Here is a 7093-nt window from a genome sequence, read left to right as displayed (position 1 = left end):
CTAGAGATTGCGTCAGAGCAGATAACCCGATGCATTGAGAAGGGAGTTAATGTTATAGAGCATGATCTGGACAAAAGAGGCCTGTCTCAATTTGCCGATCAGCAGTTTGATACGGTGATTATGACGCAAGCTCTACAGGCAGTCCGGCGTCCGGATGTGATGCTTGATGAAATGATGCGTCTCGGAAATCAGGGAATTGTTACCTTTCCAAATTTTGGCTATTGGCGTTGCCGCCATTACCTTTTGTGGAATGGCAAAATGCCGATGTCGAAAACTTTGCCGCATACCTGGTATAACACACCGAACATCCACCTCTGCACCTTTAAGGACTTTGAAGCGCTTTGTGTTCAAAAAGGTATCAAGATCCTGAACCGCGAAGTGGTGGATGCAGAGTTTGAACAGAGTAGTTTTGCGCGCATGTGGCCAAATCTATTTGCCGAATTTGCGGTATACCGCATTAGTAAATAATTCACTTTTTCTGATCCAATAGGCTCAAGCGTATGAATTCAGCGATGATACGAACCTTAACAAGTTTAATTTTTTTGCTCACGACTTTTCTTTCTGTTGCAGCGAATGCAGAGAAGAAAGAGGTATTTCCAGGGCCTGATGGCAGCGATTATGAAGTACACTATATTGCCTTTGCCTCGACCTTCCTCGATGAAGAGGTTGCAAGGCAGTATCAACTAGTTAGAAGTCGTTCTTTAGGCTTGGTTAATATCAGTATTATTAAGGTCGATAAGGAGGGAAAGCGAAAAGCAGTGGGTGGTTCCGTGCAGGCAGAGATGATCAATGAGATTCGCCAGTCGCAGTTTTTATCTTTCCAGCAAGTTATAGAAGGCGATGCTATTTACTACCTGGCTCAGCTTCAATATCGCGAGGGTGATTTGTTGACCTTTGACGTAACGGTTTACCCGCAAGGTGGAACACAGCCACTAAAACTGAGGTTTACGCAAAACTTCTATAACGATTAGCAGGTCAGGCAGAGATGAAAATTGTATTAGCTACGGGTAACCAGGGAAAACTTCGAGAGTTTAAATTACTGCTGGCTGATCATGATATTGAGGTCAGCCCGCAATCAGATTATAACTTTGAGCCGCCTGAAGAAACGGGGCTCAGCTTTGTTGAGAATGCCATTATTAAAGCGCGTTGCGCAGCCAAAATGACAGGCCTACCCGCTTTGGCGGATGATTCGGGTATCGCGATTGACGCCTTACAGGGACAGCCCGGTATTTATTCAGCTCGTTTTGCAGGTGAGGGAGCTAGTGACCAGGATAACATCGACCTGGTTTTGAAAAAGTTAGGGGGGGTTCCCGAGGCAGAAAGAACAGCGCAATTCCATTGTGTTCTGGTTTATATGTCGCATGCTGAAGATCCAACACCTTTAATTTGCCATGGCCGTTGGCCTGGTAGAATTACTGAAACTCAGAGTGGCAGTGAAGGTTTTGGCTATGACCCGGTATTTTGGGTATCTGATCAACAATGTACCGCAGCAGAATTGACGAAAGAAGAGAAAAACAAAATTAGCCACCGTGGCCAGGCAACCCAGGCTTTGCTCGACAAAATTGAGCTAATCAAAGCGTCAATGGCTTAGGCTGAGCCTTGAATACACTGCCTCCACTAAGTCTCTATGTACACATTCCCTGGTGTGTACGCAAATGCCCTTACTGCGACTTCAACTCCCATGTCAGTGCTGAAATTCCAGAACAGGCCTATCTAAATAAGCTTCTTGAAGATTTGGACTTTGATAGGGAATTTGCACAGGGCCGTAAAATTGAATCGATCTTTTTTGGTGGCGGTACACCGAGTTTAATGTCAGGTGAGTTTTATCAGCGCTTACTACCTGCCATAGATAAGCGATTGCCTTTTGCCGAGCATATCGAAATCACACTCGAGGCTAATCCAGGTACGACTGAAGCGAAGCGATTTCAAGCTTATGCTCAAGCAGGTATTAACCGCCTATCTTTAGGTGTTCAGAGTTTTAAAGACCGCTATTTGGAAAAGCTTGGGCGCATTCACTCTGCTAGTGAAGCAATGAAGGCCATTGAACAAGCACACGAGGGAGGTATTACTAACTGTAATATTGATTTGATGCATGGTTTGCCCGGGCAAACATTGGATGATGCCATGGATGATATCCAAAGTGCATTATCGCTTGGGCCGAATCACTTATCCTGGTATCAATTGACGATCGAACAAAATACCGAGTTCTATCGCTACCCGCCTGCTCTACCTGAAGATGAACTGATGTGGGATATTCAAAATAATGGCCTGCAATTGTTAGGCGAGAAGGGTTTTCAGCAGTACGAAGTCTCGGCATTCTCGAAACCAGATTTTCAAGCTAAGCACAATCTTAATTACTGGCAGTTTGGTGACTATCTTGGCATTGGTGCCGGTGCACACTCTAAAATCACTTTGCTAGATGATGCTCAGCAGCTTAGGGGAATGTATCGCTACCGTAAGACTCGAACCCCAAACGATTACTTAAAAGCAATTGCTAGTAGGCGCTCTGATGTCAGTTCAGGGCCTAGTATTAGAGTGGGCGAACAAGCTATTCCACAAGAAGATTTAGCTTTCGAGTTTATGATGAATGTTCTACGTCTGACGAAAGGTGTGCCAGCTTCACTACTATCTCAGCGTACGGGCCTGGAACTCAGCGTCTTAGAGCCTATGTTAACGGAACTCAAGACAAGGGGCTTGATGAAGGAAGAAGGCCTATGTACGACGGACAAAGGCCTGTTATTTCTGAATACTATTTTAGAAGGTTTTACAGAAAACTAAGCAAGAGACTTGAGCACTTTTCGTGCTGCTTCAACTGTTGCTTCAATTTCCTTATCGCTGTGCGCGCTTGAAACAAAGCCAGCTTCAAACGCAGACGGCGCAAGATAAACACCTTCTTCTAACATCGCATGATAGAAAGCCTTGAAACGAGGCAAGTCACATTCCATGACTTGATCAAAGCGAGAAACTTGCTCTGCTTCGGTAAAGAAGAAACCAAACATTGCACCCACCTGGTTAAAGGTCATTGGCACACCGGCTTCTTTAGCAGCTGCTTTTAAGCCGTCTACCAGTTTCGTGGTTTGCAGACTTAGCGCTTCATAGAAACCTGGCTCGGATATCGCATTCAGCATAGCTAGACCGGCTGCCATGGCGAGCGGATTACCCGATAAAGTACCGGCTTGGTAGACTGGGCCTGTAGGCGCTATCGCTTGCATAATATCTGTACGGCCACCGAAAGCGCCGACCGGTAAACCACCGCCAATTACTTTTCCTAAAGTAGTTAGGTCAGGCTTCACATTGTATACAGACTGGGCTCCGCCTAAAGCGGTTCTGAAGCCAGTCATGACTTCATCAAAGATCAAGACACTTTCATGTTTGTCACAGACTTCTCGTAAGCTTTCTAAAAAGCCAGGTACTGGAGGAATGCAGTTCATATTCCCGGCAACGGGTTCGACAATAATCGCAGCAACCTGGTCACCCATTTCATCAAACAGTGCTTTAACTTGGTCTGCATCATTATAGGTAAGGGTGATTGTATGCTCGGCGACACTCGCAGGTACTCCAGGTGAATTAGGCACGCCAAGCGTTAGCGCGCCAGAGCCTGCTTTAACGAGTAGCGAGTCAGCATGCCCGTGATAACAGCCTTCGAACTTAACGATTTTATCGCGTCCGGTAAAACCACGCGCCAAGCGAATAGCGCTCATGGTTGCTTCGGTTCCCGAACTCACCATACGAACCATTTCAATAGAAGGGACAAGTTCGCAAACCTTTTTCGCCATGATGGTTTCGATTTCAGTTGGCGCACCGTAGCCCAAGCCGTGGTCTAGTTGCGCTTTCACGGCAGAGATTACATCCGGGTTGGCATGGCCCAAGATCATTGGTCCCCATGACGCGACATAGTCGATATAGCGCTTGTCGTCGGCATCTACTAAATAGGCGCCTTCACCGCGTTCAAAGAAAATGGGAGTACCTTCAACACCTTTAAATGCGCGCACCGGGGAGTTTACGCCGCCTGGGATCACACTTTGGGCATCGTTGAAAAGATCTTCGGATCGAGACATATTGGAACCTGTTTCTAAATTAATAAGTTTGAATTTGTTTAAATGCGGCGCTTAGCGCCAGCGCAGCTTGGTAGATATCTGCCTGGCCAAAGAGACTATTAATGACCGCAATATTATGAGGAGGAGTATCTCTGAAGCGAGCAATATTGTCTATGCTAATACCCCCAATGGCTAGTACGGGAATACTCAATTGCAGTGCTTGCTTGAATGTTTCCAGGCTACATGGAGGCGCTTCTGGCTTAGTTTGTGATTCAAAAAAACGACCAAAAGCACAGTATGATGCGCCTTGGTTAATACAGTCCTGAGCATATTGCAGGTCACTATGGCAGGTAACGCCAATGATCTTTTTGTCGCCGAGTGCTTGCCGTGCTTCGCTTAAGTGGCCGTCAGATTTTCCAAGATGCAGCCCATCTGCATCGCTGTCGAGGGCCAGGGCCAGGCTGTCATTAATGATTAGTGCTGCCTGGTACTTATGGCACAAGGCTTTGAGTCGGAGTGCCTTGGCAAGCGCCTGATCTGGCTTTGATTGCTTATCCCGATATTGGATAACACGGCAGCCACCTTTAAGCGCACTTTCTACCCCGGTAAACAGAGACTCGCCAGGAAGCAAAGAAGGATCAGTAATGCCGTATATGCCTTGCGGGAGTGTCGAGACCGGCATGTTAAAAGGGCTTCACAACAACAAGAATAACGATGCTAATAAGCAGTAATACCGGGAACTCATTAAACCAACGATAAAATACGTGGCTTCGGGTATTATTGTCGCTAGCAAACTGCTTGAGAATCTTGCCGCAATAGAAGTGATAGCCAACAAGAATCGCGACCAGTGTTAATTTGGCGTGTAACCAGCCACCGTGGAAGTAACCTTCTACATTATAGGAAATTAGCCAAAGCCCCAGCACAATCGTTGCAATCATCGAAGGGGTTCCAATGCCGCGGTATAGCTTTCGTTCCATAACTTTGAAACGCTCTAAGCTGGTTTGGTCTGTTGACTGAGCGTGGTAGACAAATAAGCGGGGCAAGTAAAATAAGGCGGCAAACCAGCATACAACAGCAACAATGTGAAAGCTTTTTACCCAAAGCATGTTTATTTCCTTTTGTATTGATAATAATTTTCGACTTCAGCGCGAGTGACGATACCCAGGACACGCGAAACGGTAGGAGCACTGGTTCTCTCGACATATAAGGCTTCAGTTTTAGTTTCTGTAAAGCGGTCAAGGGTTTCCTGAAGCGTGGCTTGAAAGTAGAGAGAGGCAATATCTTTTCGCTGTGCCGGGATTTCAAACAGGTCGATCAGGATGCGCTCCTTAATCGGGTGCTCCTCACCCTCGACCAGCTCCTGTTCGTTTTCCTCCAGGTAGTGCGCAAGATCGACCGTGGGAAGAAGCGAAACTGGTTTACCATCGCTGTTATTGATTAGTATCCATTTAGGCTCCTGGCGCAAAATTTCCTTGGCTTCCTCGTAAACTATATGCCGTTTCGTCGGACTAAATTGTCGGGTCATAATGGCGCCAACACTGACGCGGCGAAGTGCCTGAATAACCGGGCTATTGTGATAATCGAGACCTTGTTCCTTCAATATACTCAGGAAAATAGACTGCTGCTTGAACACTTCACTTGCAACCATACTGGATACAACAATGATCAACATTCCCGGCATGATTATATTGGGGTTTTGCGTAAGTTCTAATAAGGCTAATAGTGCGGCCAAGGGAGCTTGTAGCGCGGAACCCATCATCGCACCCATACCCAACATAGCGTAGAAGCCAGCTGAGGAGGCGGTTTCAGGCATAATCCATTCAGCGATTAGGCCAAATACGCCGCCAACGGTTGCACCAATAAAGAGAATTGGGCCCACAAGTCCACTTGGCATCCCCAAGCCAATGCTAATGCCCGTTACCACAATTTTTACCACGGCGATGCAGCACAGTAGAAGCAAACCAAACTCGCCCAAAAGCGTTTGGTTTACAGTGTCATAGCCTACCCCCATTATCTCGGGCACAAATGCTGCCGCAACGGCGGTTAAGGCACCGGCAGCGGAGATCCGATAGAAAATATTGCTAGTGCTATTACGCAAGGTGAGCTTGATCAAGCCAACAAAGCAGGCTGAAACAATACCAATACCTATGCCACAGATAATGATATAGGGAATTTCCATCAGAGAGTTCATATACAGCTGGGGCACGAGGAAGGCAGGGTCTGCGCCATAGAAAACCTGAGAAATAATCGCTGCTGCAACCGAAGCCAGGATGACTGGCGTAAAACCGGCAATGCTATATTCCATCATCACGACTTCCATAGCGAAAATGACTCCGGCAATGGGGGTGTTGAAGGAAGCAGAAATGGCGGCAGCTGTGCCGCAACTAATTAAGGTCCGAATACTGTTGTTGGGTAGGTTTAGATAGCGACCTAGTAAGCTAGAAGCTGCTGCACCCAAATGTACGGCAGGTCCTTCTCGTCCGGCAGACTGGCCGCTCAAAATGGTTAACACGCCACCGACAAATTGGGTCATCATACTTTTAAACGAGATATAACCCTGATGATAATTGAGACGCTCCATCACTAGTGCGACGCCGACCTTACGCTGGCTAATCTTCAAACGATACCAGATGGTGCCGATTAACAGGGCGCCGCTAAGCGGCATCACCACCCGCATAAAGGTACTTAAGCCTTCAAAATTTTCCGGATCACCTTCAGGAAGAAAATAAGCAAGAGGGACTTCGATCATGAAGCGGAAAAGCAGGATGACACCAGCAGTTAAGGACCCGGCAATCAGGCCAAGAATTGCTAGCTGTGGCAAAGCATCGACACCAGAGAGCTGCTGTCTGAAAACGCGCTTATAGTTTTCGAAGTGTGTTTTTAGCGGCATAGTCCGGCTTTATGGTCTTAAAATCTAATATTCAGTACAGTGCTAGTTTATAGCAAAGTAGATAATATTCTAAGAGCTAGAGCCTGAATGTGTTGCCATAAATGCTGGCAAGTGATTTATTTTCTATCCGAACGATTTTTCACTTTCTGGTTTAGCTCATCAATAG

The 7093-nt window shown here is 46.6% G+C and carries 8 protein-coding genes; 4 read left to right on the top strand and 4 right to left on the bottom strand.

The window, feature by feature from the left end; translation table 11 throughout:
* The 4 genes from metW to hemW form a co-directional block, all read left to right on the top strand.
* Window positions 1-468: methionine biosynthesis protein MetW (metW, locus tag A3756_RS19565; RefSeq protein ID WP_068554386.1), on the top strand; the 468-nt coding region annotated here is incomplete at its 5' end.
* A gap of 32 nt (window positions 469-500) precedes the next feature.
* Window positions 501-971, top strand: a complete 471-nt coding sequence (locus A3756_RS19560) for a DUF4426 domain-containing protein (protein WP_068510021.1) — start codon at window positions 501-503, stop codon at window positions 969-971.
* Window positions 972-985: 14 nt separating this feature from the next.
* The gene (rdgB, locus tag A3756_RS19555) at window positions 986-1591 is read left to right on the top strand and encodes an RdgB/HAM1 family non-canonical purine NTP pyrophosphatase (protein ID WP_068510022.1); all 606 of its coding nucleotides are present in this window, start codon (window positions 986-988) and stop codon (window positions 1589-1591) included.
* Between the two features lie 8 nt (window positions 1592-1599).
* The gene (gene hemW, locus A3756_RS19550) at window positions 1600-2778 is read left to right on the top strand and encodes a radical SAM family heme chaperone HemW (protein ID WP_068510024.1); all 1179 of its coding nucleotides are present in this window, start codon (window positions 1600-1602) and stop codon (window positions 2776-2778) included.
* On the opposite strand, the gene hemL is transcribed toward hemW, so the two are convergent.
* From hemL to A3756_RS19530, 4 genes are read right to left on the bottom strand one after another with little or no spacing between them, the layout of a single operon-like run.
* The gene (gene hemL / locus A3756_RS19545) at window positions 2775-4058 is read right to left on the bottom strand and encodes a glutamate-1-semialdehyde 2,1-aminomutase (RefSeq protein WP_068510026.1); all 1284 of its coding nucleotides are present in this window, start codon (window positions 4056-4058) and stop codon (window positions 2775-2777) included. The genes hemW and hemL overlap by 4 nt on opposite strands.
* A gap of 19 nt (window positions 4059-4077) precedes the next feature.
* Entirely contained in the window at window positions 4078-4719 is a 642-nt protein-coding gene (gene thiE, locus A3756_RS19540) for a thiamine phosphate synthase (protein ID WP_068510028.1), read from the bottom strand.
* A gap of 1 nt (window position 4720) precedes the next feature.
* The gene (gene hemJ / locus A3756_RS19535; protein ID WP_304438909.1) at window positions 4721-5149 is read right to left on the bottom strand and encodes a protoporphyrinogen oxidase HemJ; all 429 of its coding nucleotides are present in this window, start codon (window positions 5147-5149) and stop codon (window positions 4721-4723) included.
* The gene (locus tag A3756_RS19530; RefSeq protein WP_068554385.1) at window positions 5146-6927 is read right to left on the bottom strand and encodes a chloride channel protein; all 1782 of its coding nucleotides are present in this window, start codon (window positions 6925-6927) and stop codon (window positions 5146-5148) included. Before A3756_RS19530 ends, hemJ begins: the two co-directional genes overlap by 4 nt.
* Between the last annotated feature and the right edge of the window lie 166 nt (window positions 6928-7093).

Source organism: Oleiphilus sp. HI0086 (assembly GCF_001635225.1).
The sequence above is the reverse complement of the archived record's forward strand: the minus strand, read 5'-3'. Positions and strand labels throughout refer to the sequence as shown.